Consider the following 23,795-nt stretch of genomic DNA (forward strand, 5'->3'; position numbering starts at 1 on the left):
CGGGCCAGAAAAAAGCCCCTGACACCCAAAGGTGTCAGGGGCTTTTGCATGCCTCAAGGCGTGCCCGGCTCAGTCGAAGTTGCGCGAGTAGAAGATCTCGAGCATTTCGCGACGCAGACGGCTTTCGATGTTGGTGGCTTCCTCGAAGGTCAGCTCGCGACGCGAGGTGCCGAAGAGGTAGTTGTCCAGCTCGAAGTCCTTGAGCAGCATCTTGGTGTGGAACATGTTTTCCTGATACACGTTCACATCGACCATCTGGTAGGCACACTTGGTGTCTTCCGCCAGGTAATCCTGGATCGAGGTGATGTCGTGATCGATGAACAGCTTCTTGCCATCCACGTCGCGGGTGAAGCCGCGCACGCGGTAATCCATGGTCACGATGTCAGAGTCGAAACTGTGGATCAGGTAGTTCAGCGCCTTCAGCGGGCTGATCATGCCACAGGTCGAGACATCGATATCCAGACGGAAGGTGCTGATGCCGTTGTCCGGGTGGGACTCAGGGTAGGTGTGCACCGTGACGTGTGACTTGTCCAGATGGCCGACGACCGTCTCGGGCAGCGGGCCCGGGCCCGGCTCCGTCTGGGCGGGGTCCGTCTCTTCCAGCTCATGCTCGGCGATCAGGATGGTCACGCTGGCACCATGCGGCTCGTAGTCCTGACGCGCGATGTTCAGCACGTGAGCACCGATGATGTTGGTGACATCCTTGAGTATCTGGGTCAGGCGCTCGGCGTTGTAGAGTTCATCGATATAATCGATATACGCCGTACGCTGTTCTTCGGTCTGCGCGTAGCAGATGTCGTAGATATTGAAGCTCAACGAACTGGTGAGGTTGTTGAACCCGTGAAGGCGGAGTTGATCGCTCACGTCCAGGCCTCCTTGAGATGGGAGGGTGGTATGACATCCGATGCCTCTATCACGCCCGCGTGGCGTTGCCATCCAGGGGTGAACATCGGGCCGAAGAAGGTGTCCTGCGGCGCTCGTTTCGTGGCCGATGGCCGAGGAGCGACCGGGAAGACAACCGGTTTGAGGGGCGTATTATGCACAGGCAGGGCTGACACGCCAGCGTCAATTCCCGTCGAGCGTCGCTCGCTGGCGTGAGCCCCCCTCTGCCACCCGCCGTCAGATCGCTCATGGCGGCGGGTGGCAGAGGGGGAGTGCCGGGAGATGATCAGGCGGCGCTGTCGATGACTTCGTAGGAGTGCGTGATCTCGACGCCACCGGCGCTGAGCATCAATGACGCGCTGCAGTACTTTTCGGCGGACAGCTCCACGGCGCGTTTTACCTGTGCTTCCTTGAGGTTGTAGCCCGTGACCACGAAGTTGACGTGAATGCTGGTGAAGACGCTGGGCACGCCATCGGCGCGCTCGGCCGTGAGGTCTGCGCGGCAGTCCGTGACCTGCTGGCGGGCCTTCTCGAGAATCTGGATGACGTCAAAGCTGGTGCAGCCGCCCAGCCCCATCAGCAGCATCTCCATCGGGCGCGGGCCGGTGTTGCGTCCGCCATTTTCCGGATTGCCATCCATGACGACGCTGTGGCCGCTGCCGGATTCCGCGAGGAACTGGCGACCATCGGTCCACTTGATGCTGGTGTTCATTGCCATGACGAATTCTCTCCCTTCGGTGAATCAATGAGTCAGTGAGGTGCACCGGTGCGCAGGCGGGACCGCACGAAGGCGCACAGAATAGCATTGCCGCGCCCGCGGCCGGAGGAACGTCCGGCGCTGAGCTTATGCCTGCGAGCTCATGCCCCCGGATGTGCCGGGCGATCGCTGAGCAGCCTGTCCAGCTCGTCCAGTCTTGCCGGCGTTCCGACGTCGATCCATTCGCCACGGTGATGCAGTCCGCGTGCCTCCCCGCGCTGCATGGCATCGCGCAGCAGCGGTGCCAGCTTGAACACGCCATCACCCTCTCGCAGAGCCGGCGTCTCGTGCAGGGCGCGCCGGATCAGGCGTGGGGACAGCCATGACACGCCGGAGAAGGTCAGGCGGTCTGCGTTGTCCATGCACTCGTCCGCTTCATTCACGGGGCCGTCGCACACTTCGCCATCCTGCATCAGCAGGAAGTCGCCGCTCGGATGGTGTGGCGGGTTGTCCACCAGTACCAGGCCCGCCAACGGCCTTGGCGGCAGGCACTGAGTCTGGCTGGCCAGTGCCTGGGCCATCAGCGCCCCGAGATCCACATCGCACCAGACATCGCCATTGATCAGCAGGAAGGGCGTCTCGTCGGCGTCATCGGCCGTCAGAGCGCCGGGCAGTGTCAGCGCGCGTGCGATGCCGCCACCGGTCTCCAGTGGCGTCGTCTCATGAGAGAACGTCAGTGTCAGTTCGCGCCTGCGGCCCTGCCAGCGCGCCTGCAGCAAGCCGCAGGGAGAGCGAGCAGCGGCGAAATGCTCCAGGATCTTCTGCGCAAGATGGCCGACGTTGATGACGATGTCATCCACGCCTGCGGCTTCCAGCCTGAGCAGGTGATGCTCCAGCAGCGGGCGTCCTGCGACGTTCAGCAGCGGCTTGGGCGTGTGGTCAGTCAATGGACGCATGCGAGTCCCGAAGCCCGCGGCCAGAATCATCGCGCGCATCAGCCTTTCTCCTGCGTGACATCTGTCTGACGTGCCTCGGCGTTGCGCATCAGGCGTGCCGCGCGATCGGCCAGAGCGGCCAGCTCATCGTAGTCGTCAAGGTTGATCTCCGGCGTCTCGCCATTGGCCAGTCGCAGGCCTCGTGCCTCGCACTCGGAGGCCAGACGCAGTGACAGCGCCGGGGTCAGCACCTCATCCAGCCAGTGGGTGAAGGAGATCAGTTCGGGGCAGAAGGCCAGACCTTCACGCAGATGGCCGAGGAAGCGTGGCATCAGCGTCAGATAGCGTGGCTTGGCGTCGCGCAGGGTCAGGCGCGCGAAGATGCCGAGAATCTTGAGATTGCGCTGCACGCCCATGCGCTCGACGCTCTGACGATACGCGAGCGGGCTGGGGGCCGGCAGGCCAGCGGCGTCATAGCGTGGCAGGGCGGCAAGGCGGGCCTGTTCGATCCAGCGCGCCATGGCGGGCTCCGGCCAGCGCCAGTGGCGGTCACGCAGCAGCGAGATCAGGTCGTAGTTCTCGGGGCCGATGACGGCATCCTGGAAATCGATGATCCACAGCGTCTCCCGCGACTGGCCGGCATCGGCATGCAGGAACAGGTTCTGGGCATGGAAGTCGCGGTGCACGGTGACGAGAGGTTGCGCGCGCGCGGCCGTCAGCAGCTGTCCGCAGAGCGTTTCCCAGGCGGCGTAGCGGCGGTCATGCGGCATGTCGAGCAGCTGCCCCAGACACCATTCGGGGAAGAGGTCCATCTCGGCCTTGAGGCGCGCATCGTCATAGGCGGGCAGGTCGGCCAGCGGCAGTTCATGCAACTGCTCGAGCAGGCCGATGGCCTCGCCATAGTAGTGGTCGGCGTGTTCGGTGCTGGTCAGGGCCGTCATCAGTGGCGTATCACCGAGATCCTCAAGCTCCAGAAAGCCTCGGGCGTCATCGAAGGCGAAGACCTCGGGTAGGGGCAGGCCGGCTTCCCGCCACTGGCGAGCGATGGCGACGAAGCCATGGCTGTCCTCCTTTTCCGGCGGTGCATCCATCAGGATGCGGGGCGACATGCCGGGGGCGCTCTCATCGAGATGCAGGCGGAAGTAGCGACGAAAGCTGGCGTCGTCGGCCACCGCGCTCATGCGGACGGTGTCGGGGGCGAGGTCGTGGCGTGCGGCAGCCCAGGCGTGGAGGGCCTGACGGCGGGCGTCGGATGTCATGGGGCGGGGCTCCTGTCGGCGGATACGGGGGCCGGCTGTCAGTTGACGCCTGTGCCGCGGCCCCGCATGCTGGGGTGTGGTGACCACAGGACAGGCGGAACCGGCAAGCAGGAAGGCCGGTTGCTGGGCCTGTATAATACCGATTCCCCCAGCCAAGGACACAGAGCAGCCATGGCCCAGCGCAGCCATTCAATACACACGGGCAAGCCGGTGTCCGCCCTCGGGCGGCCGCATCGTCGTCTTGCGTCTTCCACGACGGCGACGCGTCTCCCCGTCAGCCAGCCGGCGACATGGCGGCTCAAGCCGCTGGTGCTGCGTCTCCTGTGGACGCTGGCCCCGCTGGCCGCTGGCGCGCCGCTGATGGCGCAAGCCGCCCCGCCGGAGCCGCTGTCGGCAAGCCAGCTCGACTGGCAGCCTTATGATGAGGTGCCGAAGGGGCAGTTGTGCAGCGGTCGCTACGTGACACCGGCCTACCGGATCGATGCGGGCGACACGCCCGAGCAGGTCGCGACCTCCGCCGACAAGGCCAATTATGGCAATGACGGCGTCGCGACCCTGATGGGCGAGGTAGTGCTCAGACGGGGTGATTCCCAGCTGGAATCGCCCGAGGTCAGCGTCAACGAGGCGCGAGATACCGCGACGGCCAAGGGCCCGGTGACCTACCGTCAGCCCGGCGTGCTGCTGCGCGGAGATGATGCCCGCGTCTCGCTCAACAGCGACGCGGCCAGCGTCGACAATGGTCACTACGTCTTCCACAAGCAGCGTATCCGGGGGGATGCGGTGCAGTTGGCGCGTCTGGAAGATGGCCGTTATCGCCTGAAGGATGCCAGCTTCACCTCCTGTGAGCCGGGCAACAGCCTGTGGCGTCTGGTCGGCAGCGATATCACCATCGACCGGGAGTCCGGTTGGGGGGAGGCGACCCACGCGCGCATGGAAATGGGCGGCGTGCCGGTCTTCTATTGGCCCTATGTGCGTTTCCCGGTCGATGACCGCCGCCACACCGGGTTGCTGTGGCCGCAGCTCAGCTACACCAGCTCCAGCGGCTTCGATTATGCCCAGCCCATCTATCTGAACCTGGCCCCGAATTACGATGCCACCATCACGCCTCGCTACATTTCAGAGCGCGGTGAGATGCTGGAAGGTGAGTTCCGTTACCTGCTGCCGCGTGGCGACGAAGGCACGCTGGAAGGCGCCTGGTTGGCCGATGACGATGGCGGCAGTGATCCGGATGACGATGAAGAGGATCTCATCGGCGAGGATCGCTGGTACATCAATTACCAGCACTCTGGTCGCTATGACGCGCGCACGGCCTATCAGCTCAAGTATGGCGCGGCATCCGACGGCAATTACTTCGATGACTTCGGGCGCAACTTCGGCGAGACCGAGACGGACAGCCTCGAGCGTCTCGCGCGACTGAATTACCGTGGCGACGTCTGGGATCTCGAGTTCAAGGCGCAGGGGTATCAGCGGATGGACTTTCCGCTGGATGACGAGGACAAGCCGTTCTATCGCCTGCCGAGCCTGACTGCCAACGCGCGCTGGAGCCAGACCAGCGGCTTCTATGAAGAATGGAATTCCAACGCCACCTACTTCTGGCGTGATGTGGACGAGACCGACACGGACATCGACGACGATGAAGCCGCCAACGGCACCCGTCTGCGTCTGGCGCCGGCCGTGGGCTGGCGCAGCGATCAGAGCTGGAGCTTCATCGAGCCGCGTGCCCAGCTGATCAGTCTGAGCTACGACCTGGACTACGGGGATCGCGAGACCGATCGTGACAGCAGTACCTCGGCGACCATTCCGGTGCTGTCACTGGACAGCGGCTTGATCTTCGACCGTGATACCGAGTGGTTCGGCGAAGGTTACAAGCAGACGCTGGAGCCGCGTCTGTACTACGCCTATGTCCCTGAGGTCGATCAGTCCGACTTCCCGGACTTCGACACCTCCGAGGATGCCTTCAGCTGGAATCAGCTGTGGTCTCCCTACCGCTTCAGCGGTGGCGACCGAGTAGGCGACACCAACAAGATCTCCTACGGCGTCTCCTCGCGCTTCATCAGTGACGAGAGCGGTCGTGAACGCCTCAAGCTGGGCGTTGGCCAGTCCAGCTACCTGTCGGACCGCAACATCGACATGGATGGGGACCCGGACAAGACGTCTCGCTCCGACTTCGACAGCTACTCCGATTACTATCGGGCGACGCGTGACCGCTCGCCGGTGGTCTTCCAGGCCGATGTGGTCCTCAACGACCAGTGGACCGCGACCCAGGCCGTGTTCCAGGACTTCGATCGCGGTGTCACCGAAAGCGCCCAGACATCACTGCGTTATCGCGCCAAACAGGGCACGGTACTGAACTTTGGCTTCAATCGTGAGATCGAAGGGTTCGTGCCTTACGATGATGAGGACGATGAAGACGTGCTGGGCTATACCCGCAACGAGTGGGATTTCTCGTTCGCGACGCCGGTCAGTGCAAGCTGGTCGCTGCTGGGCCGCTATCAGTACGACAGCACCAATTCCCGCTCGCTGGAGAAGGTGCTGGGTGTCCAGTACAACGACTGCTGCTATGGCGTCCAGGTCACCTGGCGGGAATGGCAGGATGACAACGACACCGCCAATACCATCTCGGATGATGAAGAGAAGAACGGTATCTTCCTGACCTTCGAGTTCAAGGGACTGGGTGGCGTCGGCCAGAGCGCGGACAGCTATCTGGAGCAGGCGGTGCCGGGCTATCGCAACGCCGGTTTCTGACCCCCGGGATGCGTCACGCACGCTGACGACAGGGCGCCGCTGCAAGGCGGCGCCATCAACATTTTTACGTCGAGAGAACACCCGATGCGCAAGACCCTGATTGCCCCGCTGGGGCTGGCATTCGCGCTGGCAAGCCTGCCGGTGAGTGCCGCCGAGTTGCTCGACCGTGTGGTTGCCGTGGTCAACAAGGACGCCATCATGCAAAGCGACATGGAGCGGCGTGTCTCCCAGGCCAGCCAACAGCTGCAGAGTCGCGGTATCAACCTGCCGCCGCGCAATGTGCTGGAGCGCCAGGTGCTCGACCGCATGGTCAATGAGCAGATTCAGCTGCAGATGGCGGAGCAGGCCAATCTGAGCATCGATGACACCCAGCTCAATGCCACCCTGCGGGGAATCGCCAAGGACAATGGTCTGAGCCTAGAGGCCTTTGCCGACAAGCTCGAGCAGGATGGCATGTCGCTGGCCGATGTGCGTGATCAGGTGCGTCGTGAACTGCTGGTGCAACAGATCCAGCAGCGTCGCGTGGCCAGCAAGGTGCGCATCTCCGATCGCGAGATCGACCGGTATCTCAACCAGCAGGACGTCGGCAGTGATATCCAGTATCACCTGGCGCACCTGCTGGTCGCCCTGCCGCAGGAGCCGACACCGGCTCAGGTCAAGGCGGCGCGCGAGCGTGCCGATGGTCTGCGTCAGCAGATCGCCGATGGGACGGACTTCGCCCAGGTGGCAGCGGCGGAATCCGCTGGCAGCCAGGCGCTGAGTGGCGGGGATCTCGGCTGGCGCGCCGGCGGTGAGCTGCCGAGCGTATTCGCCGATGTGGTGCCGGACATGCAGGCAGGTGAGGTGTCCCAGCCGTTGCGCAGTGCCAGCGGCTATCACCTGGTCAAGCTGATCGAGAAGCGTGGCGCAGGCAAGTCATTGATTTCCCAGACTCAGGCGCGTCACATCCTGATCCAGCCCAACCCGAACATGAGTGATCAGCAGGCGCTTGAGCGTGCCGAGTCCATCCGCCGTCGCGTGCTGGGAGGCGAGGACTTCGCCGCGCTGGCCCAGGAGTTCAGCGACGACAAGGGCAGCTCTCTCAAGGGTGGCGAGCTGGGGTGGGTCAGCCCGGGGCAGACGGTGTCGTCCTTCGAGACTGCCATGAACGCCCTGAAGGTGGGGGAGGTCAGCCAGCCCATCAAGACGCGCTTCGGCTATCACATCATCGAGGTCGAGAATCGTCGTCAGCAGGATGTCACCAATTCCAGCCAGCGTGACAAGGTCCGCAAGACCCTGTTCCAGCGCAAGCTCAATGACGAACTGGAAGCCTGGCAGCAGCAGATCCGCGCCGAGGCCTATGTCGACAACCGCCTTGATGAGCAGTGAGCGCGCCATGTCGTCCGAGGTGATCGCGCTGACCGCCGGGGAGCCGGCGGGCATCGGTCCCGAGCTGCTGGTGATGCTGGCGGCTCAGGCCGAGGACTTCCCGGCGCAGCTGGTCGCGGTCGCCGATCCCGACCTGCTGGCCAGTCGTGCCCGCCTGCTGGGGCTTTCGCTTGAATTGCATGAGCTGAGCCCCGGCGACCCCCTGCCACCGGCCCGCAATGGTCATCTGGCCGTATGGCCGGTGCCGCTGGCGGTGCCCAGTGAGCCGGGGGTGATCGATGCGCGCAACGGTGATCATGTCCTGCAGATGCTCGACGTGGCCATCGCCGCCTGTCAGGCCGGACACGCCAGTGCCATGGTGACGGCGCCGCTGTCCAAGGCTGCCGTGATCGAGGCCGGCCACGCCGGTTTCACGGGGCATACCGAGTATCTGCGCGACGTCTGCGGTGTCGAGGAAGTGGTCATGATGCTGGCGTGCCCGGGACTGCGTGTCGCGCTGGCCACCACCCATCTGCCGCTGCGTGAGGTGGCCGACGCCATCACGCCGCAGGGGCTGACACGAGTGCTCACTATCCTGGCGGAAGATCTCAAACGCTACTTCGGGCGTGAGACGCCGCGCATCGCGGTGTGCGGACTCAACCCCCATGCCGGCGAAGGTGGGCATCTCGGTGTCGAGGAGATCGAGGTGATCTCACCGACGCTCGAGGCACTGCGCGCCACGGGCATGCAGCTGGCGGGGCCGCTGCCGGCGGATACCCTGTTCACGCCACGTCATCTCGATGGCGTGGATGCCGTGCTGGCGATGTATCACGATCAGGGGCTGCCGGTGCTCAAGTACGCCGGATTCGGTCAGGCGGCCAACATCACGCTGGGCCTGCCTATCGTGCGTACCTCGGTCGATCACGGTACCGCGCTGGATCTCGCGGGCACGGGTCGGGCCGATGTCGGAAGTCTCGTGCAGGCCGTGCAGGTGGCCATCGAGATGGCAGCCGCCGCGCGAGCCTGAGATAATCCCCCATCATCTGGCGTGACCGTCCATGCGGCACGCCGAGCGCGCACCTCAAGCAGGCGTCGCCGCTACCCCAGTCATTCGACCATCCAGGATGGTCTCGCCGTCCTTTCCATGTCCCTCGATGCCTCTGCATCGATTCCACAGGTGAAGGATGGCGTCTTGTTGTCGGGAGTCCACAGGGCTCCCCGGAGGAAAGTCAGTCCCATGTCCCAACATTTCCCGGCGCATCGTGCGCGCAAGCGTTTCGGCCAGAACTTCCTGCAGGATCTTGGCGTCATCTCCCGTATCGTCAGGGCCATTCGTCCGGCAGAGGGGGAGCGGCTGGTCGAGATCGGTCCGGGGCAGGGGGCGCTGACCGGTCCGTTGCTGGAAGCGGCGGGCAAGCTGGAGGTCATCGAGCTGGACCGTGACCTGATCCCCGGGCTGCGCGTGCAGTTCTTCAACTATCCCGATTTCGTCATCCACGAGGGCGATGCCCTGCGCTTCGATTTTCCGGCGCTGGTGGGCGATGGTCCGGCACTGCGCGTGGTCGGCAACCTGCCGTACAACATCTCCACGCCACTGATCTTCCACCTGCTGGAAGCGCGTGGCGCGATTGCCGACATGCACTTCATGCTGCAGAAGGAAGTGGTCGAGCGTCTGGCGGCTGAGCCGGGTGGTACGGACTGGGGCCGTCTGTCGGTGATGACCCAGTATTACTGTGCGGTCGAGAACCTCTTCCTGGTGCCGCCCAGTGCCTTCTTCCCGGCGCCAAAGGTGGACTCGGCCATCGTGCGTCTGGTGCCGCATGCCGAGCTGCCGCATCCGGCGACTGACGAGAAGCTGCTGGCCATCATCGTGCGGGAAGCCTTCTCCCAGCGTCGCAAGACCCTGCGCAACAACTTCAAGGGGCGTATCGATGCCGAACAGCTGACGGCGCTGGGCATTGATCCCTCGCGTCGCCCGCAGACGCTGACGGTCGCGGAGCTGGTGATGATCACCAACCATCTGAGCGCCCAGGGCATGACCGCCAGTCAGGCGGACAGCGCGCCCCGCAAGCGCCCCCGCAGCAATGTCGGTCACGGTGAGGTCACGACCTCGCAGGCCGCCACTGACAGCGATCACGACGCATGAGCGGCGTGGCGGACATTCATGTCGACGCCGTACCGGAGTACTGCGCCGACGAGAGTCGTCCGAGCGAGAACCGCTTCGTGTTCCGCTACACCATCACGGTGCACAATGGCAGCGACGAGACGATCCAGCTGCTGGCGCGTTACTGGAAGATCACCCAGGGAAGCGGCAACGAGCAGGAAGTCCGCGGCAAGGGGGTGGTCGGCAAGCAGCCGCTGATCGCCCCGGGGGAAAGCTTCCGCTATACCTCGCGGGCCGTCCTCGACATGCCGGTCGGCGTGATGCAGGGGGCCTATACCTTCTCCGATGCCACCCATGCGCGCACCTTCGAAGTCGCCATCGCGCCATTTCGTCTGGCCGGGCCGCATCAGGTGCATTGATGCCTGCCGAGTCTCGGGCCAGGTCGGGACATGGCCCATCGGTCTGTCGCCGTCCTGAACGAAATCATCAGCAAGTCATTCACGTAGCAGGCCGCCAGGCGGCCGGGGGAGCAGCATGACGCAGTGGGCGATTGGCGATCTGCAGGGATGTCACGTTGAGTTCGAACGCCTGTTGCAGCGTCTGGAGTTCACGCCCGGACGTGATGTGATGTGGTTGGCCGGAGATCTGGTCAATCGCGGGCCGGGCTCGCTTGAATGCCTGCGCCATGCCAAGGCTCTCGGGGACAGTGCGCGCATCGTGCTGGGCAACCATGATCTGCATCTGCTGGCGGTCGCGCATGGCTTCGGGCGCCTCAAGCGTTCCGATACGCTTCAGCCCATTCTGGACGCGCCGGATCGCGACGAGCTGCTTGACTGGCTGCGTCGCCAGCCGTTGATGGTGGAAGAGACCATCGATGCGCGGCGCACGGTGATGACGCATGCCGGCGTTCTGCCCGGCTGGACCTTGAATCAGGCGGCAGCGCTGGCCCGCGAGGCGGAAGCTGCACTGGCGGGGGACGCCTATCGCGAGTTTCTCGGCGAGATGTATGGCGACACGCCCGATCTCTGGCGGGAGGATCTCAGCGGCATCGCGCGGCTGCGTTGCATCGTGAATGTCTTCACCCGCATGCGTTTCGTGGACCGCGAGGGTCGCATGGACTTTGCGGCCAAGGAGGGGCTGGATTCCGCGCCCGAGGGCTATCGTCCCTGGTTCCAGTTTCCGCGTCCCGAGGGGGCCTGGGATGACTCTCCGCGCCTGCTGTTCGGCCATTGGGCGGCGCTGGAAGGCGAGACTCCAGCGGCGCGCCAGGATGTCGCGGCACTGGATACCGGCTGTGTATGGGGTGGCGGGCTGACAGCGCTCGATCTCGAGACGGGGCAGCGCGTGTTCGAACCGGCGGTGACATCGCGCGACTGACTCTGCAAGGCGCCTCCCCTGCGCGGCGCACGTCCATTTTCCTGTCCCTATCTTCAGCGGAGTTCCCATGAGTTTCGAACATCTTGATCTGGCGTCACTGGCGCAATGGCGCGACGGCGAACAACCCTTCGTGCTGCTGGACATCCGTGATCCGCTCAGCTTCACCCAGGGGCGCATTCCCGGCAGCCGGCATCTGGACAACGCCAGTGCAGGGGCGATCCTGGAAGAGACCCCTCGCGACACACCGCTGGTAGTGGTGTGCTATCACGGCCACTCCAGTCAGCAGGCAGCGGCCTGGCTTGCCGGGCAGGGCTTCGAGAAGGTCTACTCTCTCGATGGCGGTTTCACCCAGTATCAGCTCACCCATGGCGACGATGTCGAAAGCGGTAGCTGATCCCACCTTTGCCTGATTGTCTCATCTCCCTTCTGCCAAGGAGTCCCCATGACTCGTAGTGCCCCTCATCGACTTGATGCGTCATCGGACCGCCTGCTGCAAGGGCTCGAGGTCTATCGGGTAGGGGGCGCCGTGCGCGATGCGCGCCTGGGCTGGCCATGGCATGAGTGCGATTTCGTGGTGGTGGGCGCGACGGTCGAGGACATGCAGGCGCGTGGTTTCCGCCCGGTGGGGCGCGACTTTCCGGTCTTCCTGCACCCTCAGACGCAGGAGGAATATGCGCTGGCACGCACCGAGCGCAAGTCCGGACATGGCTACGTTGGCTTCACCGTGCATGCCAGCCCCGACGTGACCCTGGAAGAGGATCTCGTGCGTCGTGATCTGACCATCAATGCCATGGCCGAGCCGCTGGGCAGTCCGCCCGGCGAGGGCGAACTGGTGGACCCCTACGGCGGACTTGCGGATCTCGAGGCACGACTGTTGCGCCACGTCTCCGACGCCTTCAGTGAAGACCCGCTACGCGTGCTGCGCGTGGCACGCTTCCTGGCACGTTATCAGGGGCTGGGTTTCACGGTCGCCGAGGAGACTCGCGCGTTGATGCAGGGGATGGTCGAGAGCGGCGAAGTCTCGCATCTGGTCGCTGAGCGTGTCTGGAAGGAAACCGAGAAGGCGCTGGAGGAAGCCAGTCCTGAGGCCTACTTCCAGCTGCTGGATGAGCTGGGTGCCCTGAGCGTGCTGATGCCGGCGCTGGCGAGGGAGGCCCGTGCGCTTGAGTCAGCGCTGGAGCGGCTGGATCGACTGCCGCGACAGCTGGTCGATGAGGCGGAGATAGTCTGCTGGCGCATGGCACGGCTGGTGGAGCACCTGTCGCGTGAGGAGATCGATACCCTGGCGCAGGAGCTGCGTCTGCCCAGTGCCGTGCGCGATGCGGCTCAGCAGGCGCGTCTGTGCCGAGAGCTGAATGATGCGTCGCATCGTGAGGGTGGCGTGCAGGCGGAAGATCTCAAGGTCTGGCTGGATGGCGTCGATGCGTGGCGTCGTGGTGAGCGCCAGTCGGTGCTGGTGGCCTTGCTGGCGGTGGAAGACAAGGGGCTGGCACGGCTGGGCAATGCCGCCTGGCAGGCCGCGACGGCGGTCTCGCCGCAATCCCTGGTCGCTCAGGGGCTCAAGGGTGCCGAGATCGGGCGGGCGATGGGCGAGCAGCGTCAGCAGGCGATTGCCGAGGCGTTGGATGAGTGGCGAGCCACGCCAGAGGTCCATGCGCCGCACTGTGGTTGTGGCCACGCTCACTGAGAGGACGATGCACGCAGAGGCAAGGGCCGGGCTGCGGAGTGAGGGTCTACAGGCGCGGTTCGCTGCCATCGCTCAGGCGGCGCAGATTGAGCGCGTGACGCACCACGATCAGACTGGCGAAGACGAGTATCACGCCGCTCATTTCCGGCGCCAGCCACAGGCTGAAGAGCGGGGCGGCAAGCCCTGAGACGAGTGAGGCAATGGCGGCGGTGCGCAGGCGCCACGCCAGTCCGATCCACAGGGCAGCACAGCTCAGGGCCACGCCCGGTGCCAGCATCAACAGCACGCCGAAGGCGGCAGCGACAGCCTTGCCGCCTCGATGTCCACGATGCCATAGCGGCAGGCTGTGGCCGATCAGCACCGTCAGCCCGATCAGTCCCAGCGCCCAGGCGGGCAGGGCGATCTCGCCACCCAGCCACAGGGCAGGCATGCCCTTGGTGGCATCGAAGGCCAGGACCAGCGCGGCAGGCATGGCACCGTGCAGTCGCAGTACATTCGAGAAGCCCGGATTGAAGGAGCCGGCCAGCCGCGGGTCGGTCAGGCCCAGGCGCTGGCAGATCCACACCGCTCCCAGAACCGACCCTCCCCCATAGGCCAGTGCCAGCAGCAGGCTCAGCTGCTGCCAGTGTGCCAGCGTGGCCACCCAGCCGATGATGTCGCTCAGCATGCCTCCCCCGCACATGACCCGCTGCGCGCCGTCAGCCATGTCGCTTGCGGACAGGCGCATCGCGCGGCTCGGTTTGGCCAAGCAGGGGCTGGGTGCAGTAGAATCTCGGGCATGATGGCGGGGCCTTTGGCGGCGTCGTTTTACTGGTTCATCCGACAAGCATAGAGGTAACGCCATGGATCGTGTGCTGATCGAGGCTCTGGCAGTTGAGACCGTGATAGGAGTCTATGACTGGGAGCGTACCATTCGCCAGCGTCTGGTGATCGATCTAGAGATGGCGACGGACATCCGTCCTGCCGCGGCCGGGGATGATCTGACGCATACCCTTGATTATGCTGCCATCAGCGCTCGGATCCAGACCTACGCAGACGACAGCCAGTTCGAGCTGGTGGAGACCTTCGCTGAGCGTCTCGCCGCGCTGCTGCGGGAAGAATTCGGGATTCCCTGGCTCAGGATGACGGTGCGCAAGCCGGGGGCGGTCCCGGAGGCGCAAGCGGTGGGCGTGCGCATCGAGCGTGGCACGCTCGTGGATGTCAGCGCATGACCCTGGTGCTTGTCTCCATCGGCAGCAACATCGAGCGTGATCATCACGTGCGAGTCTGCCTGGATGCCCTGGAGGCGACCTTCGGGGAGCTCACGCTGTCTTCCGTCTACGAAAGCGAGCCGGTGGGGTTCGTCGATGGGCGCAATTTCTACAATCTGGTGGCGGGATTCCACAGTGACTGGAGCGTCGGTGAGCTGCAAGCCTGGTGCAAGCAGGTCGAGTTCGCCAACGGGCGCCTCGAGGGCAGCCCCAAGTTCAGTCCGCGTACGTTGGATATCGACATCCTGACGGTCGGTGAGCTGACCGGCGAGATCGACGGTGTCCTGCTGCCGCGCGAGGAAGTGGATCGCAATGCCTTCGTGCTGCTGCCACTGGCGGAAGCCTTCGCCGAGCAGCGCCACCCGGTGCGTGGGGTCGACTATGCCAGCCTGTGGCAGTCATTCGTCGAGCATGGGCATGCCGAGTCGCAGCCCTTGTGGCCGGTGGAGTTCAGCTGGCGTTGTCGGAGGATCTCCCGCACCGGCGTCGCGCCGTGATGAGGCGGCACTCTGCGCGGTCTGATCACGGCGCTGAATGACGCTCGCGCCATGACCTGCGCCACATGAAGCACGAACGCCCTGCCGGGTAGCCCGGCAGGGCGTTGCTGTTTTCATCGGAACCGTTTTCATCGTAGCCGTTTCATCGCAGCTACGCCTTTTCACGGCCGCCGAGACGCGCCGGGAGCGGCAGTGATCAGTCGTGATGCCCCTGCGGCGCGGACAGGCTATCGAGAGGCCAGCGTGGTACGGCCTTCATCGGGCCTGTGTCCTGCTCACCGGCTTTCAGTCGTTGTGCACCCACGTAGGCGATCATGGCGCCATTGTCGGTACAGAAGCGACCGCGCGGATAGTAGGCGCGGGCGTTGCGCTTGGCCAGTTCATGGCTCAGGCGCTCGCGCAGGCGGGTATTGGCACTGACGCCGCCCGCCACGACCAGACGCTTGAGACCGGTCTGATCCAGCGCGCGGCGGCACTTGATGACCAGGGTGTCGACCACGGCTTCCTCGAAGGCGCGCGCGATGTCGGCGCGATGCTGTTCGTCCGGCTCGCCACTGGCCTTTGCCTTCTTGAGGGTGACCATGGTGTGGGTCTTGAGGCCCGAGAAGCTGAAATCCAGTCCGGGGCGATCCGTCATCGGGCGCGGGAAGCGGTAGCGCTTCGGATCGCCCTGCTCGGCCAGCTTGGCAACCTGCGGGCCGCCGGGGTAGGGCAGTTCCAGCATCTTGGCGGCCTTGTCGAAGGCCTCGCCTGCGGCATCATCCACGGACTCGCCCAGCAGCTCGTACTCGCCCAGCCCGCGCACCGCCACCAGCTGTGTGTGACCACCGGAGACCAGCAGCGCCACGAAGGGGAATTCCGGTGCGTCGTCTTCCAGCATCGGGGCCAGCAGGTGGCCTTCCATGTGATGCACCCCGAGCACCGGAATCTGCCAGGCTCTGGCCAGGCCATGGGCCGTCGAGGCGCCGACCATCAAGGCGCCCACCAGCCCCGGGCCTGCGGTATAGGTGATGGCATCGATGTCAGCGGCTTTCAGATTCGCCTCGTCCATCACCTGCTGGATCAACGGCAGCAGCTTGCGGGTATGATCGCGAGAGGCCAGCTCCGGCACCACACCGCCGAATTCGGCGTGCATGGCGATCTGGCTGTAGAGGGCGTCTGCAAGCAGGCCCTGGTCCGTGTCGTAGATGGCGACGCCGGTCTCGTCGCAGGAAGTCTCGATGCCGAGCACACGCATGGCTGACTCTCAGGAAATATCAGAAGTAGAGGGCGGCACGGCCAGCGAGGCTGCCTGAGCGAGCCCGAGAGGCGCGGGTGCCGTGAATGCGCGATATTCTACTGGCTGTGAGCACGGGTGTCGCGCCAGCTGGCGTTATGCGAGAGACGATTTCCGGTTTCCGCGTTTGCAAAGGCGGGGACGGGTGTCTAGAATATGGCACTCTGCAAGACTGGGTCGTGCATCCGACCACCCCGCAAAAGCTCCCCGAATCATGATTCCAGCCAGCGACGGCTACCCTCACCGGTGGTGTCGCAGGCGACTGATTGATGCTGGATCGACCTGCAGGTGGCGGTTTACCGTCGCTGGCTGGTGGCTCCTGAGGAGTGGCTGCACCGGATGTGCGTTCAAACCGAACTCATGATCTCAAGGTAGGTGAGTGTTTAATGCCTTCAGTTAAAGTACGTGACAACGAGCCGTTCGACGTCGCCCTGCGCCGTTTCAAGCGCTCCTGCGAAAAAGCCGGTGTTCTTTCCGAAGTGCGTCGTCGTGAGCACTACGAGAAGCCGACCGCTGTTCGCAAGCGTCAGCAGGCGGCCGCTGTAAAGCGCCACGCCAAGAAGGTTCAGCGTGAGCGCAAGCGTTTCGAGCGTCTCTACTGATCCGTACTTTTGGGGAGTGATCCACTGCTCTCTGGAAGGACACCAAGCGGCTGCCTCACGGTGGCCGCTTGTTTTTGTCTCTGGTGATCCGTTTGTTCCCGAGTCGTGTGTCAGTTCACTGCACACGTTGCTGTTTCTCGAGGGATGGCCTGACCCGAGCGCTGTCGTCGATGTGATCGCCCGTTGGCGTGATGTCGACTCACTGCGTTGGGGTCAGTCCGTTTTTCCATGACTTCTGGCGAACCATGGCTGGTCTCATCCCGCAAGGCTTCATAGACGATCTGCTGGCCCGTACCGATGTGGTCGAGGTGGTAGGTGAGCGTGTCCAGTTGAAGAAGGCTGGCAAGAGCTATGTCGGCCTCTGCCCCTTCCATCAGGAAAACTCTCCCTCGTTCAACGTCATTCCGGACAAGCAGTTCTATCACTGCTTCGGGTGCGGGGCGAGCGGCAGTGCCCTCAAGTTTCTGATGGAATTCGATCGTCTGCCGTTTCCGGAAGCGGTCGAGCAGCTCGCCTCGCGTCTGGCGCTCGAGGTGCCCCGTGAAGGCGGCAATCAGAGTCCCCATGAACGTCGCGAGCGCCAGCGCCGCGAGCAGGCCCGTGAAGAGGGTGTCAATCTGCTTGAGGCGGCGGCTGACTTCTATCGCCAGCGCCTGACGGAACCTGCCGCACAGTCCGCCCGTGAGTATCTTGAGGGGCGTGGGCTGTCGCGTGAGGTGATGCGCGATTTCGGTATCGGCTTTGCGCCCCAGGGCTGGGAACACCTCAAGCACCATCTGAGCAAGCTGGGTGTCAGCGAAGAGGTGCAGATCGAGTACGGCCTGCTGATCCATCACGAGGAGAGTGGGCGGCGCTATGACCGCTTCCGCGATCGCGTGATGTTCCCGATCCGTGACTGGAAGGGGCGCACCATCGCCTTCGGTGGTCGCGTGATGGGCGATGCGAAACCCAAATACCTGAATTCCCCCGAGACGCCTGTCTTCCACAAGGGGCGTGAGCTCTACGGCCTGTATGAGGCCCGCGAGGCGAATCGCAAGCTTGAGCGCATGCTGATCGTCGAGGGCTACATGGACGTCGTGGCGCTGGCGCAGTATGGCATTCGCAATGCCTGCGCCACCCTGGGCACCGCGACCAGTGAGGAACACCTCAAGCGCCTCTATCGGCTGGTCGATGAAGTGGTGTTCTGCTTCGACGGTGACAAGGCTGGCCGTCAGGCCGCGCGCCGGGCACTGGAGACGGTGCTGGACGTCATGATCGATGGCCGTCAGGCACGTTTCCTGTTCCTGCCTGAGGGTGAAGACCCGGATTCGCTGGTGCGCAGTGAAGGGCAGGAAGCCTTCGAGAAGCGGGTGACCTGCGCCTCGGGGCTCTCCGAGTTCCTGTTCGAGCAGGCGGCGGAAGGGCGCGACCTCAAGCGCATGGAGCAGCTGGAGCGCTTCGTGACCCAGGCACTGGAATGGATCTCCCGGGTGCCCGAGGGGGTGCTGCGTTCACTGCTGCTCAAGGAGCTGGAGCGCCGCAGTGGCCTGGAGCGTGAGCGGCTGGATGCCATGCTGGTGGAGCGTGCCGCGGCGCGTGATGCCCAGCAGGCGCGTCTCCGGCAGCATCAGCAGCTGCGCCAGTCGCACTCCGCCGCTCCGGCGGGGAATCGCCTGGAAGGTGGCAGTCTGAATGAACCGCAGGGTGGCGACTGGTCATCGCTGGATGCGATGGCAGATGCCGGCTTCGGTGAGCAGGATGCAGAGGGCTGGCAGCCGGAGGACTGGGCGCCACCCCCGGAGGCTGGTGGTGCCTCGGGTGGGCGGTCTCGTCCGGCCGCTGCCTCGCATGGCGCGGCGCGCAAGACGTCACCGCGTCACTCGGTCAGCATGCTGACGCGCCTGCTGCACCTTCTGGTGCATGAGCCGCAGCTGGTGGCGGAGCTGCCGGCCAGTGATGAATGGATCGAAGGCGCCGGCGAGCCGGCAGACAGTGAGGATGTCCGTCTGCTGGTCGAGGTGGTGAGATTGCTCAAGGCTGGCCAGTATCGTTCGCCTCAGGTGCTGCTGGCGCACTTTCTGGGCACTGCTCAGGGGCCGCGCCTCGAGCAGTTGGCCGCGCGTGAGCTGCTCATCCCGCGTGAAGTGCGCAGCGAGGAGCTGAAGGGGCTGGTGGAGCATTGCCAGCATCAGCTGGCGCGCACGTCACCCGAGGCGGAATACCAGGCCTTGCTGGCCAAGGAAAAGCAGGGCGAGAAGCTGTCGGCTGAGGAGAAGCAGCGGCTGATGGCCCTGCTGATGCAGCTGGCAACGCGGCGCTGAAGCTCACGGAGCCTTTCGGTGACCGCATGTGGGAGATGGGCCGTCCTCGCGGATGAAAAAGCGTTGGCTGACCTTGAAAGACGCTCACACACACACTATCTAATGGGGTAGTTCCCGATGCGGACTGCCGCAACGTAACCGATAACGCTAACACACCTGGATGGTCCGGCAAATACGCCGCTGGCAGCATCTCCCGATGGCACGCTATACTGGTGCGCTTGATGCTCTCTTCGTCCCTAACCGGCGCTTACTCGCTGAGCAGCGTCGCGTCCAGGTGCTTCATTCTTCTTCGTCGAGATTAGGGGTTCTATGGCTGGTAATGCGCAGCAGCAGTCGCGTCTCAAGGAGTTGATCGCGCGCGGCAAGGAACAGGGTTACCTGACCTATGCCGAGGTCAACGATCACCTGCCCGAGGATATCGCTGATCCAGAACAGGTGGAAGACATCATCAGCATGATCAACGATATGGGCATCAAGGTCGCTGAAGAAGCGCCTGATGCCGATACCTTGATGATGTCTGATTCCTCCACTGACGAGTCCGCCGCCGAAGAAGCCGTCGCTGCTCTCGCCGCGGTGGAAAGCGATGTGGGACGCACGACCGACCCGGTCCGCATGTACATGCGTGAAATGGGTACCGTCGAACTCCTGACCCGTGAAGGCGAGATCAAGATCGCCAAGCGGATCGAGGAAGGCACGCGTGAGGTCATGTCGTCTCTGGCCTTCCTGCCGGGAGCGGTCGACTCCATTCTCGAAGCCTACGATGGCACGCTCGGCGAGGACGGCGGACGTCTGTCCGACCTGTTCTCCGGTTTCATCGATCCGGATGAAGGCGTACCGGGTGTCGCTGAAGTCGAGGTCGAGGAAGTCGAGGAAGTCGAGGAAGGCGAGGAGTCTGAAGGCGAGGACGACGACGAGGACGACTCCGCTTCCGAGGGTGGTCCGGACCCTGAGCTCGCACGCGTGCGCTTCGAGCAGATTCGCGAGCAGAATGATCTGACCAAGGCCGCCATCGAGAAGTACGGTTCAGGTTCTCCTGAGGCCAAGGCCGAGCAGGAGCGTCTTGCCGAGCTGTTCTCGCCGATCAAGCTGGTGCCCAAGCACTTCGAGCGCCTGGTCGGTCAGGTTCGCGTGTCCGTCGAGCAGGTGCGCGAGCAGGAAAAGGTCATCCTGCAGATCTTCGTCAAGCGCGGCAAGGTGCCTCGCAAGAGCTTCATCAAGGCCTTCCCGGGCCACGAGTCCGACATGGATTGGTTCGACGGCTTCATCGGCGGCAGCAAGAAGTACGCCGACAAGCTCGAGCCGTTCCGTGCCGACGTGCTGCGTGCCCAGCGCAAGATCGCCTTCGAGCAGGACATGGTCCAGCTGCCGGTCAGCGAGCTCAAGGAAGTCAATCGTCGCCTGTCGATCGGTGAAGCCAAGGCGCGGCGTGCCAAGAAGGAAATGGTCGAGGCCAACCTGCGTCTGGTCATCTCCATCGCCAAGAAGTACACCAATCGTGGCCTGCAGTTCCTGGATCTCATCCAGGAAGGCAACATCGGCCTGATGAAGGCCGTGGACAAGTTCGAGTACCGTCGTGGTTACAAGTTCTCGACCTACGCCACCTGGTGGATCCGTCAGGCGATCACGCGCTCCATCGCGGATCAGGCGCGCACCATCCGTATTCCGGTGCACATGATCGAGACCATCAACAAGCTGAACCGTGTCTCGCGTCAGATGCTGCAGGAAATGGGTCGCGAGCCGACGCCGGAAGAGCTGGGTGAACGCCTCGAGATGCCGGAAGACAAGGTGCGTCGCGTGCTCAAGATCGCCAAGGAGCCCATCTCCATGGAGACGCCGATCGGTGACGACGATGATTCGCACCTGGGTGACTTCATCGAGGACGGCACCATGGTCTCGCCGATCGACTCCGCCACCGGCGAAGGTCTGATCGAAGCGACCCGTGGCATCCTGTCTGGCCTGACCGCACGTGAAGCCAAGGTGCTGCGCATGCGTTTCGGTATCGACATGAACACCGACCACACCCTCGAGGAAGTCGGCAAGCAGTTCGATGTCACCCGTGAGCGTATCCGTCAGATCGAAGCGAAAGCGCTGCGCAAGCTGCGTCACCCGTCACGCTCCGAGTCACTGCGTTCCTTCATGGAAGAGTGATCTGAAGCGTTCGGAGCCACGGTTCAGCCGCTGGCCTCGCTGACAGCACAACGCCCGCCCCCATGCGAATGGGAGGCGGGCGTTGTCGTTTCTGGACGCGAGTGAATGGCGTGGATGGCAGGCGGACATGATCGTCTTGCGATGCACTGAGTGGTGGTGCCGTCAGGCTCCATGCCCCAGCTGATGCGAGGATGAGGTCGCGGCCACGCTGAAGATGACGCGTCCCTTGACGCACTGGCGGGACACCGGGCCCATCTGCTCACTGCTCAAGCCATCGGGGTGCTCTCCGTACAGCCAGAGGCGGCCGTGGTGGTCGATGCGATCTACATGCTTGATCAGCCGTCCCAGCGTCGGGTGTTCCACCACGATGGTGGTACCCGGTGCCAAGGGCCAGTGTCCAGGCCAGCGCATGCTGATGACCAGACTGTGCTGCGGGAGGCGGGGGGCAAGACTATGACCGTGCAGGCGGTAGCTGTTGAACCAGCGCATGTGAGGCTCCTTGAAGGTGAGGGCATGACACGGTCGGGGTCTTGTCGGTGTCTTTCCTGAGCAGTGGTGATAGTTGTAAGATATCCACTGCTTAGTAAAATATAATCATTCTCATTTGATGTCCAGGCATTCTCATCCCCGGACGGAGGGGTGGTGCCGGGCAAGGGCCGAAAAAAAGCCGCGGCTCATGGTGAGCAGCGGCTTCTTCGGTATCACGAACGTGCGGGATTCTCGGGGTTCCAGCGGCGCTGGAGAGGGACTCGAGCGATGTGCGTCAGAGTGCGGCGTCGAGTTCGCGCAGTCGGGCACGGCGCTGGCGACCCATGCGAATGGCCAGCAGCACGATTTCGGCCACGGCGATCGCCATCAAGGTGTAGCCGAACAGTTCGGTGACTTCCTCGGCAGCATTCTTGACCGAGCGCAGGTAGGCGCTGCCCATCAGGGTTTCCCAGAACTCCGAGCGACCATAGAGGCGCGAGAAGACATAGGTGGCCAGGAAGCCGGCGCCAAACAATCCGAAGGCGAAGCTGCGACCGAAGTGTTCGAACTCGGCCACGAAGCGGGTGCGATGGCGCCATACGCCGATGATGACCGGAATCGCGACCACGCTGACCAGGATCTGCCAGCTGCCATCACCGAGCATGCCATCGAGCATGGCGTCCTGTTCACGGATCAATGACGCTGCGAACAGGCCGAACAGCAGCAGGCTGACGGTGCGCAGATCCGGCAGGCGTGAATGTACCAGCCACATGGTGGCGGCACTCAGCGCCAGCAGGGTGCTCTGCATGTGTTCCGTCCAGCTGGCTTCGCTGAAGCCGACATCGCCGAAGTGATGGGCATCATGCATTACCAGCGACATCATCGCTGCCACCACGGGGGCATAGATGGCCAGGCGCAGGCAGGCCTGCATGAACAGCGAGGTCGGCTTGCGACCATAAAGAGGCTGTTCGGCGCTGATGGGCAGCGGGACGGTATGGTGGTGTCGTGTCTGTGAGGTCAGGCGAGACAAGGGACTCTCCGGACAGTCCATGGACTGCCTGTCAGGGTGAGGGTGTCGTTTGCCTGCTCATTATAACGATGCAAAGGTGGCGGGTTAATATTGCCTTAAGAAAACTGTGAGGTGCCATTTGAGCATCGATGTCGCGTCATCAATCACTCATCCCTGTCTCAGGCGGTCGCGCTCGGCCTCTTCGACGATCCAGTCATGCACGGCCTGGATACGGCCATCGTCCAGAGTGCCGTGGGGATGGACGATGACGTAACGCTTGCCGGTCAGCACGCGCTCCGCGAACGGGGCAATCAGGATGCCGCTGTTCAGTTCATGGGTGATCAGGGTGCGTCTTGCCATGGCGACGCCCATGCCGGCGATGGCCGCTTCCATCGAGAGATGATTGCGATTGAAGGTATAGCCACGCTGAACGTTGACCTCCGGTGCGCCGATGCTCGCCAGGTAGAATTCCCATTCGGCATGGTCGTGGCTGCCGCGCCACGCAGTGACGTCATGCAGGAGGGGGTACCAGGCGAGATCCTGAGCATTGCGCAGTGGGGGGCGGCCGCGCATCAGGCCGGGGTGGCAGACGGGGAAGATCTCTTCTTCCATCAGCTCCGTGACCTGCATGCCGGGGTAGTGGCCATCGTTGAGGTCGACCGCCAGCTCGAAATCCCCCTCGCGCAAGGGTGAGTCACTGTCCTCGGCACGTACGTGCAGCTCGATGTCCGGGAAGCGTGCCTGCAGGCGGGGCAGGCGTGGTGCCAGCCATTTCGAGAGGAAAGACGGCACCGAGCGCAAGCGCAGCACGCCGCTCATCAGGCCGCTGCGCAGCCGCTTGACCTCCAGCCCCACTGCGCCGTAGGACTGCTCCACCACGCGTGCCAGACGCGCACCTTCCCCCGTCAGTTCCAGCCCGCGTGAACGGCGTAGAAACAGCTTGAAGCCCAGCCGCTCCTCCAGCTGCTTGATCTGCTGGCTGACTGCACCCGTGGTGACATGCAGTTCCTCGGCGGCACGCGTGAAGGAGGCGTGGCGCGCCGCGCAGGCGAATACCTGAAGCCAGGCGTGGGTCTGGCCATTGAGGTGGCGTGGGCTGATGGGGTGAGGCGTGGCGAGTGGCGAGTCGGAGGGCTTGGGCATGCTGGAACTCGTGCTGGCAAGAGACGACAGATGGATACTGACTGAACAGGGATGACGCTTATGACACAG

22 protein-coding genes are annotated in these 23,795 nt (G+C 63.9%); 13 read left to right on the forward strand and 9 right to left on the reverse strand.

All coding sequences use genetic code 11. The features are described from left to right. Window positions 1–69: 69 nt before the first annotated feature. From speD to PJK54_RS14840, 4 genes are all read right to left on the reverse strand, one after another. A complete protein-coding gene (gene speD, locus PJK54_RS14825) occupies window positions 70–864 on the reverse strand; it encodes an adenosylmethionine decarboxylase (RefSeq protein ID WP_077378071.1) in 795 nt (264 codons plus the stop codon). A gap of 304 nt (window positions 865–1,168) precedes the next feature. Further along, entirely contained in the window at window positions 1,169–1,594 is a 426-nt protein-coding gene (locus tag PJK54_RS14830; protein WP_077378074.1) for an OsmC family protein, read from the reverse strand. A 146-nt stretch (window positions 1,595–1,740) separates the two neighbouring features. Continuing rightward, entirely contained in the window at window positions 1,741–2,574 is an 834-nt protein-coding gene (locus tag PJK54_RS14835; RefSeq protein ID WP_271303246.1) for a nucleotidyltransferase family protein, read from the reverse strand. After that, window positions 2,574–3,773 carry an aminoglycoside phosphotransferase family protein gene (locus tag PJK54_RS14840; RefSeq protein WP_271303247.1) on the reverse strand — a complete coding sequence of 400 codons (1,200 nt, stop codon included), beginning with the start codon at window positions 3,771–3,773 and terminating at the stop codon, window positions 2,574–2,576. Before PJK54_RS14840 ends, PJK54_RS14835 begins: the two co-directional genes overlap by 1 nt. A 360-nt stretch (window positions 3,774–4,133) precedes the next feature. Between PJK54_RS14840 and PJK54_RS14845 the strand changes: the two genes are divergently transcribed. From PJK54_RS14845 to PJK54_RS14880, 8 genes are all read left to right on the forward strand, one after another. Further along, a complete protein-coding gene (locus tag PJK54_RS14845; RefSeq protein ID WP_176503641.1) occupies window positions 4,134–6,518 on the forward strand; it encodes an LPS-assembly protein LptD in 2,385 nt (794 codons plus the stop codon). A gap of 84 nt (window positions 6,519–6,602) precedes the next feature. Beyond that, on the forward strand, window positions 6,603–7,886 hold the full coding sequence (locus PJK54_RS14850) for a peptidylprolyl isomerase (RefSeq protein ID WP_077378083.1): 1,284 nt from the start codon (window positions 6,603–6,605) through the stop codon (window positions 7,884–7,886). Between the two features lie 7 nt (window positions 7,887–7,893). Next, complete coding sequence (gene pdxA, locus PJK54_RS14855) at window positions 7,894–8,892, forward strand: 4-hydroxythreonine-4-phosphate dehydrogenase PdxA (RefSeq protein WP_084207861.1); 999 nt, start codon at window positions 7,894–7,896, stop codon at window positions 8,890–8,892. Between the two features lie 210 nt (window positions 8,893–9,102). Then, window positions 9,103–10,011 (forward strand): 16S rRNA (adenine(1518)-N(6)/adenine(1519)-N(6))-dimethyltransferase RsmA, encoded by a 909-nt coding sequence (gene rsmA / locus PJK54_RS14860; protein WP_077378089.1) that lies wholly within the window; start codon window positions 9,103–9,105, stop codon window positions 10,009–10,011. Next, window positions 10,008–10,388 carry a Co2+/Mg2+ efflux protein ApaG gene (gene apaG / locus PJK54_RS14865; RefSeq protein WP_077378092.1) on the forward strand — a complete coding sequence of 127 codons (381 nt, stop codon included), beginning with the start codon at window positions 10,008–10,010 and terminating at the stop codon, window positions 10,386–10,388. The genes rsmA and apaG overlap by 4 nt, the downstream gene beginning before the upstream one ends. 115 nt (window positions 10,389–10,503) lie before the next feature. Further along, a complete protein-coding gene (locus PJK54_RS14870) occupies window positions 10,504–11,346 on the forward strand; it encodes a symmetrical bis(5'-nucleosyl)-tetraphosphatase (RefSeq protein ID WP_141392525.1) in 843 nt (280 codons plus the stop codon). Between the two features lie 67 nt (window positions 11,347–11,413). Next, entirely contained in the window at window positions 11,414–11,740 is a 327-nt protein-coding gene (gene glpE, locus PJK54_RS14875; protein ID WP_077378098.1) for a thiosulfate sulfurtransferase GlpE, read from the forward strand. A 48-nt stretch (window positions 11,741–11,788) separates the two neighbouring features. Beyond that, on the forward strand, window positions 11,789–13,033 hold the full coding sequence (locus PJK54_RS14880; protein WP_271303248.1) for a polynucleotide adenylyltransferase: 1,245 nt from the start codon (window positions 11,789–11,791) through the stop codon (window positions 13,031–13,033). Window positions 13,034–13,079: 46 nt separating this feature from the next. Here the strand turns inward: PJK54_RS14880 and PJK54_RS14885 are convergent, their stop codons facing one another. Then, on the reverse strand, window positions 13,080–13,760 hold the full coding sequence (locus tag PJK54_RS14885; RefSeq protein WP_271303249.1) for a glycerol-3-phosphate acyltransferase: 681 nt from the start codon (window positions 13,758–13,760) through the stop codon (window positions 13,080–13,082). Between the two features lie 115 nt (window positions 13,761–13,875). Between PJK54_RS14885 and folB the strand changes: the two genes are divergently transcribed. Continuing rightward, window positions 13,876–14,244, forward strand: a complete 369-nt coding sequence (gene folB, locus PJK54_RS14890; protein WP_077378104.1) for a dihydroneopterin aldolase — start codon at window positions 13,876–13,878, stop codon at window positions 14,242–14,244. Then, complete coding sequence (gene folK, locus PJK54_RS14895; protein ID WP_077378107.1) at window positions 14,241–14,780, forward strand: 2-amino-4-hydroxy-6-hydroxymethyldihydropteridine diphosphokinase; 540 nt, start codon at window positions 14,241–14,243, stop codon at window positions 14,778–14,780. Before folB ends, folK begins: the two co-directional genes overlap by 4 nt. A gap of 196 nt (window positions 14,781–14,976) precedes the next feature. Here the strand turns inward: folK and tsaD are convergent, their stop codons facing one another. Then, window positions 14,977–16,017 carry a tRNA (adenosine(37)-N6)-threonylcarbamoyltransferase complex transferase subunit TsaD gene (tsaD, locus tag PJK54_RS14900; RefSeq protein WP_271303250.1) on the reverse strand — a complete coding sequence of 347 codons (1,041 nt, stop codon included), beginning with the start codon at window positions 16,015–16,017 and terminating at the stop codon, window positions 14,977–14,979. Window positions 16,018–16,442: 425 nt separating this feature from the next. Here tsaD and rpsU point away from each other — a divergent pair, with 425 nt between their 5' ends. From rpsU to rpoD, 3 genes are all read left to right on the forward strand, one after another. Next, entirely contained in the window at window positions 16,443–16,658 is a 216-nt protein-coding gene (rpsU, locus tag PJK54_RS14905; RefSeq protein WP_024951433.1) for a 30S ribosomal protein S21, read from the forward strand. A 245-nt stretch (window positions 16,659–16,903) separates the two neighbouring features. Continuing rightward, entirely contained in the window at window positions 16,904–18,958 is a 2,055-nt protein-coding gene (dnaG, locus tag PJK54_RS14910; RefSeq protein WP_271303251.1) for a DNA primase, read from the forward strand. Between the two features lie 309 nt (window positions 18,959–19,267). Continuing rightward, window positions 19,268–21,106: an RNA polymerase sigma factor RpoD gene (gene rpoD, locus PJK54_RS14915; RefSeq protein WP_084207866.1), complete on the forward strand. Its 1,839-nt coding sequence runs from the start codon at window positions 19,268–19,270 to the stop codon at window positions 21,104–21,106. Window positions 21,107–21,268: 162 nt separating this feature from the next. On the opposite strand, the gene PJK54_RS14920 is transcribed toward rpoD, so the two are convergent. The 3 genes from PJK54_RS14920 to PJK54_RS14930 form a co-directional block, all read right to left on the reverse strand. Further along, window positions 21,269–21,595, reverse strand: coding sequence for a S24/S26 family peptidase (locus PJK54_RS14920; RefSeq protein WP_077378119.1), 327 nt, complete (start codon window positions 21,593–21,595; stop codon window positions 21,269–21,271). A gap of 274 nt (window positions 21,596–21,869) precedes the next feature. Then, window positions 21,870–22,604, reverse strand: a complete 735-nt coding sequence (locus PJK54_RS14925; protein WP_103751455.1) for a hypothetical protein — start codon at window positions 22,602–22,604, stop codon at window positions 21,870–21,872. A 147-nt stretch (window positions 22,605–22,751) separates the two neighbouring features. Next, complete coding sequence (locus PJK54_RS14930; RefSeq protein ID WP_077378122.1) at window positions 22,752–23,726, reverse strand: LysR substrate-binding domain-containing protein; 975 nt, start codon at window positions 23,724–23,726, stop codon at window positions 22,752–22,754. Window positions 23,727–23,795 lie beyond the last annotated feature (69 nt).

Origin of the sequence: Cobetia sp. MMG027 (genome assembly GCF_027947415.1) — a bacterium.
Classification (GTDB): domain Bacteria; phylum Pseudomonadota; class Gammaproteobacteria; order Pseudomonadales; family Halomonadaceae; genus Cobetia; species Cobetia marina.

What these genes read in the sequence shown, in the direction of transcription:
- PJK54_RS14930 (WP_077378122.1), bottom strand. Translation starts at nt 23,726, where the DNA reads ATGCCCAAGCCCTCCGACTCGCCACTCGCCACGCCTCACCCCATCAGC.
- folB (WP_077378104.1), top strand. Translation starts at nt 13,876, where the DNA reads ATGGATCGTGTGCTGATCGAGGCTCTGGCAGTTGAGACCGTGATAGGA.
- PJK54_RS14835 (WP_271303246.1), bottom strand. Translation starts at nt 2,574, where the DNA reads ATGCGCGCGATGATTCTGGCCGCGGGCTTCGGGACTCGCATGCGTCCA.
- PJK54_RS14845 (WP_176503641.1), top strand. Translation starts at nt 4,134, where the DNA reads ATGGCGCAAGCCGCCCCGCCGGAGCCGCTGTCGGCAAGCCAGCTCGAC.
- apaG (WP_077378092.1), top strand. Translation starts at nt 10,008, where the DNA reads ATGAGCGGCGTGGCGGACATTCATGTCGACGCCGTACCGGAGTACTGC.
- rpoD (WP_084207866.1), top strand. Translation starts at nt 19,268, where the DNA reads ATGGCTGGTAATGCGCAGCAGCAGTCGCGTCTCAAGGAGTTGATCGCG.
- PJK54_RS14830 (WP_077378074.1), bottom strand. Translation starts at nt 1,594, where the DNA reads ATGAACACCAGCATCAAGTGGACCGATGGTCGCCAGTTCCTCGCGGAA.
- pdxA (WP_084207861.1), top strand. Translation starts at nt 7,894, where the DNA reads ATGTCGTCCGAGGTGATCGCGCTGACCGCCGGGGAGCCGGCGGGCATC.
- glpE (WP_077378098.1), top strand. Translation starts at nt 11,414, where the DNA reads ATGAGTTTCGAACATCTTGATCTGGCGTCACTGGCGCAATGGCGCGAC.
- PJK54_RS14840 (WP_271303247.1), bottom strand. Translation starts at nt 3,773, where the DNA reads ATGACATCCGACGCCCGCCGTCAGGCCCTCCACGCCTGGGCTGCCGCA.
- tsaD (WP_271303250.1), bottom strand. Translation starts at nt 16,017, where the DNA reads ATGCGTGTGCTCGGCATCGAGACTTCCTGCGACGAGACCGGCGTCGCC.
- PJK54_RS14880 (WP_271303248.1), top strand. Translation starts at nt 11,789, where the DNA reads ATGACTCGTAGTGCCCCTCATCGACTTGATGCGTCATCGGACCGCCTG.
- PJK54_RS14850 (WP_077378083.1), top strand. Translation starts at nt 6,603, where the DNA reads ATGCGCAAGACCCTGATTGCCCCGCTGGGGCTGGCATTCGCGCTGGCA.
- dnaG (WP_271303251.1), top strand. Translation starts at nt 16,904, where the DNA reads ATGGCTGGTCTCATCCCGCAAGGCTTCATAGACGATCTGCTGGCCCGT.
- rpsU (WP_024951433.1), top strand. Translation starts at nt 16,443, where the DNA reads ATGCCTTCAGTTAAAGTACGTGACAACGAGCCGTTCGACGTCGCCCTG.
- folK (WP_077378107.1), top strand. Translation starts at nt 14,241, where the DNA reads ATGACCCTGGTGCTTGTCTCCATCGGCAGCAACATCGAGCGTGATCAT.
- PJK54_RS14870 (WP_141392525.1), top strand. Translation starts at nt 10,504, where the DNA reads ATGACGCAGTGGGCGATTGGCGATCTGCAGGGATGTCACGTTGAGTTC.
- PJK54_RS14920 (WP_077378119.1), bottom strand. Translation starts at nt 21,595, where the DNA reads ATGCGCTGGTTCAACAGCTACCGCCTGCACGGTCATAGTCTTGCCCCC.
- rsmA (WP_077378089.1), top strand. Translation starts at nt 9,103, where the DNA reads ATGTCCCAACATTTCCCGGCGCATCGTGCGCGCAAGCGTTTCGGCCAG.
- PJK54_RS14885 (WP_271303249.1), bottom strand. Translation starts at nt 13,760, where the DNA reads ATGCGCCTGTCCGCAAGCGACATGGCTGACGGCGCGCAGCGGGTCATG.